This window comes from Pigmentiphaga sp. (assembly GCF_019689535.1).
In the GTDB taxonomy this organism is placed as follows: domain Bacteria; phylum Pseudomonadota; class Gammaproteobacteria; order Burkholderiales; family Burkholderiaceae_B; genus Pigmentiphaga.
Genome location: NZ_JADGHH010000249.1, coordinates 1 through 4,156, shown reverse-complemented (window position 1 = coordinate 4,156; position 4,156 = coordinate 1). Strand labels below are relative to the sequence as shown.

The following is a 4,156-nucleotide window of genomic DNA, read 5'->3' as shown; positions in this document are numbered from 1 at the left end:
GAGCTTAGTTGCCATCGAGCGCCCCCGACATCTGAGCATCTAAATAGTCCGCCCAGCGCTGCATGGCCTCACGGCGTTCGTCGTCAAAGCGAGTCCGATCATAGGCGGCTTGGATAGCATCCCTCTTGGCGTGCGCAAGCTGAGCCTCCAGCACATCGAAATCGATCTGGAGGCGCTCTCGCGCCACCGTACGCAACATGGCCCGGAAACCGTGCGGCGTATGCGCCCCAGCAAAGCCCATCAGGCGCAATGCTCGTGACAAGGCATCCCTATGCAAATGGGCATTGCGCATTTTTCCAACTGCCGGGAAGACATATTCGGCGCCACCGGAGAACTTCTGCATCTCCCTGAGCATCGCCACCGCCTGCCTGGGTAGGCTCACAATGTGGTAATGTCCGGTCTTCATCCGGCGCCTGCCGTCCTCCTCAAGCCCGGCAATGTGCCACTCGGCCTTATCGAGGTCGATTTCCGACCACCGCGCGCTTGCGATCACCCCAGGGCGGAGCGCTGTCCAGGCCGCCAACATGAGCGCCGAGCGCACCACGACACCTTCGTAATTTCCAATTGCCCGGAGAAGAGGCCCAATGTCTTTCTCTCTGGTAACCGCAGGAATATGTCCGCCCCGGTAACTGGGCAGAATCCCACGAAGGCGGAGCACCTGGTCATCGTCGCGAATTCCCTCGAGAATACAATGATCCACTACGCCGTTGAGGTACTGCACAGCCTTTCTGGCTAAGCTAGGAGCCATTGGAAGCAATGGCCCGCAAGGTATCTGTGACGTCCTTGCTGCGCATTGTCCGCATATCCAGCATCCCGATTGCCGGCTGCAGGTGGCGGCGCACTACGTATTGCGCCTTGCGGTAGATCTCGTCAGACCAGCCAGGCTTTCGCACAGCAAGCCATGCCTCCGACAATACGGCAAAGGAATAGCGAGTCGCATCCGCTGCAGCCTGCTTGGCTGCGTCCTGCTCTGCCTCTTGGTGGGCCCGCCTGTCATGAAGCTCAGCACGATACCCCACAATTGGGGCTCCGGTTCTCGCCGCGAGGTGGATAGCGGAAGCTTTCATCCTGGCTTCGGCAAGTGACAAGACCGGGTAGTGCCCAACCACAACCGTGCGCTGCTTACCGTCCACTCGGTACCGCACTAGCCAGGACTTTTGTCCGCTGACAAGCACATGGAGAAACAGCCCGCCGCCTGCCGCCAGCCGATACGGCGTCAGTTTGGGCTTGGCATTACGGACAGCGACGTCCGTCAGATTTTTCGCCAGTCGAGGCATAAGGGGCCCGATTTGAGTATGTTTCAGGAAAAGTACTTAAGAGCATACTCAAAACTCTGGCATAGTGTGATACATCTCGACGCATCCAGAAAGCAAAAAGCCCGCGAATCCTATAGTCCTATAGATTACGCGGGCTCTTGCACTGTCCTGGCACATGCCAAAACACTTAATTGGTGCCGTCGGCGAGACTCGAACTCGCACAGCTTTCGCCACTACCCCCTCAAGATAGCGTGTCTACCAATTCCACCACGACGGCTTGCGTGAGCCCGCTAGTATATAACATTTCCGGGCTCATGAGGAAGCTTCCTTACTTTTTCTCCGCTTCCGGCTGCGCAGGAGCATTTTCCTGTGGCGCGGCGGACGGAGCTGGCGGCACCGAGGCGTCGGGTGCGGCGGGCGGCGGTACTTGCGTCGAGCCCGGCACGCTCGGCACCGTTTGGTCGGGATTGAAGCTCTCCATCACGCCGCCTTCCGGGGCGGAAGACATCGGGCGCCCCAGGTAGGCCAGCGCGGCAGTGGTGATGAAAAACACCACTGCCGCCCACTTCGTCGTGCGCGACAGGAAATTCGCCGCACCTGCGGCGCCGAACAGGCTACCGGCCGAGCCGCCGCCGAAGGCGGAACCCATGTCGGCGCCCTTGCCTTGCTGCAGTAGCACCAGGACGATGATCGTCAGGGCAGAAATGACCTGCACGATGAGCAGGACGGTAAGCAATACGGACATTCAAGCACTCCGGGTTGTCGCGCCCGCCTCAGCGATGCGCAGGAATTCTTCGGCGACCAGCGAGGCGCCTCCTATCAGGCCGCCGTCGATGTCGGGCATGGCGAACAGCTCAGCGGCGTTTGCGGCCTTGACGCTGCCGCCATAGAGCACGCGTACGCCGGGGCTACCCACGCGTCCGAGCGCGGCGCGGATGGCAGCATGCACTTCCTGGGCCTGCTCGGGGCTTGCGGTCTTGCCCGTGCCGATCGCCCAGACCGGCTCGTAGGCGATGACCATGCGGGACACCGCATCCTTGCCCAGTGCCAGGACGGGGGCGAGTTGTTCGTCGATGACGGCCAGCGTACGGCCGGCTTCGCGCTCGGCCAACGTTTCGCCCACGCAGACCACCGGCGTCAGGCCAGCCGCCAGGGCAGCCTTGGCCTTATCAGCCACGAGCTGGCTGGTTTCGCCATGCATGCTGCGCCGTTCGGAGTGCCCGGCAAGTACGTAGCGGCAGCCGAACTCGGCCAGCATCGCGCCGGACACTTCGCCGGTATACGCGCCTTGGGCGTGGACGCTGACGTCCTGGGCGCCCCAGGCGATGTCGGAGCCGGTCAAGGCCGACTCGACCTGGGCCAGGTAGGGAAACGGCACGCAGACGCCGACGTCGCAGGCAGCGGCGCCGGACGATTGGTTCCAGGCGCTGCGGACGGCCGAAAGCAATTGCGCATTGGCCGTGAGACTGCCGTGCATCTTCCAGTTGCCGAGCACCAGGCGGCGGATATTCTGTGTAGTTGCCATCGACAAGGGATCGAAAAAAGCCCGCGACGCTCAAAAAGGACGCAGGCAAAATCTCGATTGTATCGGGTCCGGGCCGCTACTGCAGCCCGTATCGCAAAAAAGCAGGCATGGCCGCCCGGCCCACACGCGTCGCCAGGCCGGAAACCTTGCGGCTGCGCCAAGCCGGCGCGACGGGTACCACGCGCGCAGAGGCAGCATTGTAGACCGTCCGTCGCCGGCGTGCCCTGCTCCCACGCACGCGCCGGCGCGAGGCTGTCCGGTCGCTGCGCGCCGGGTGCCGGCAGGCGGCCCCGGGTGGCGTCTCGAGCACTTACCGGGCGTGCTCAGACGGTCAGGACGATCTTCCCTATGTGTTCCCCCGACTCCATCATGGCGTGCGCCCGCGCCGCCTCGCGCAGCGGAAAAGTGGCGTAGACCACCGGCTTGAGGCGCCCGTCTTCGAACAAGGGCCATACGTGCTGCCGCAGCGCCGCCGCCACCTCGCCTTTGAACTGCGTCGAGCGCGGCCGCAAGGTCGAGCCGGTGATCGTCAAGCGCCGGCTGAGGACGCGGGCAAAGTCGATTTCGCCGCGCGCGCCGCCCAGCAGCGCAATCAGGACGATGCGCCCATCGTCGGCCAGGCATTGGATGTCACGCGCGACGTAGTCGCCCGCCACCATGTCCAGGATGACGTCCACCCCCCGTCCGTTCGTGAGCCGCTTGATCTCTTGTACGAAGTCCTGGGTGCGGTAATTGATGCCGGCGGTCGCCCCGAGTTTCTCGACGGCTGCCACGCGCTCATCGCTGCCCACCGTGGCATAGACCGGATGCCCCAGCGCGTGCGCCAGTTGCACTGCTGTCGTGCCAATGCCGCTCGCCCCGCCGTGCACGAGCAGAGACTCCCCGGCGGAGAGGCGGGCCCGCATGAACACATTGCTCCACACGGTGAAATAGGTTTCGGGCAAGCCCGCAGCCTCGACCATGCTCAAGCCCTTCGGCAAGGGCAGGCACTGGGTGGCCGGTACGGCGCAGTATTCGGCATACCCCCCGCCGTTGACCAAGGCGCAGACCTCGTCCCCCAACGCAAAGCCGTCCACGCCTTCCCCTAGCTTGGCGACGGTGCCCGCCACTTCCAGGCCGGGCAGGTCCGAAGCCCCGGGAGGCGGCGGGTAGGTACCGAGGCGCTGGGCGACGTCCGGCCGATTGACGCCGGCTGCGGCGACCCGGATGAGGATTTCGCCCGGGCCCGGCTCGGGCGTGGGGCGTTCGACGGCTTGCAGGACTTCAGGTCCGCCGGGACGGGTAATTTCGATCGCGATCATGGAACAGCTTCCCGTTTTTTTGTCCGAAGACGGTCATCATATACGGCTATGCCACCCCTGCTCCCATCCAGGGC

Annotated in this window: 5 protein-coding genes and 1 tRNA gene; all 6 read right to left on the bottom strand. The window is 63.9% G+C overall.

What is annotated here, in order from left to right; translation table 11 throughout:
- Positions 1 to 4: 4 nt before the first annotated feature.
- Positions 5 to 721 carry a site-specific integrase gene (locus tag IRZ12_RS16045; RefSeq protein ID WP_296470570.1) on the bottom strand — a complete coding sequence of 239 codons (717 nt, stop codon included), beginning with the start codon at positions 719 to 721 and terminating at the stop codon, positions 5 to 7.
- Positions 722 to 737: 16 nt separating this feature from the next.
- Positions 738 to 1,277, bottom strand: a complete 540-nt coding sequence (locus IRZ12_RS16040; protein ID WP_296470567.1) for a DUF4102 domain-containing protein — start codon at positions 1,275 to 1,277, stop codon at positions 738 to 740.
- Positions 1,278 to 1,448: 171 nt separating this feature from the next.
- Positions 1,449 to 1,533, bottom strand: a tRNA-Leu gene (locus IRZ12_RS16035).
- A gap of 51 nt (positions 1,534 to 1,584) precedes the next feature.
- The gene (secG, locus tag IRZ12_RS16030) at positions 1,585 to 2,001 is read right to left on the bottom strand and encodes a preprotein translocase subunit SecG (RefSeq protein WP_296470564.1); all 417 of its coding nucleotides are present in this window, start codon (positions 1,999 to 2,001) and stop codon (positions 1,585 to 1,587) included.
- Positions 2,002 to 2,781, bottom strand: coding sequence for a triose-phosphate isomerase (tpiA, locus tag IRZ12_RS16025; protein ID WP_296470561.1), 780 nt, complete (start codon positions 2,779 to 2,781; stop codon positions 2,002 to 2,004).
- A gap of 323 nt (positions 2,782 to 3,104) precedes the next feature.
- Positions 3,105 to 4,082, bottom strand: a complete 978-nt coding sequence (locus tag IRZ12_RS16020; RefSeq protein WP_296470558.1) for an NAD(P)H-quinone oxidoreductase — start codon at positions 4,080 to 4,082, stop codon at positions 3,105 to 3,107.
- Positions 4,083 to 4,156 lie beyond the last annotated feature (74 nt).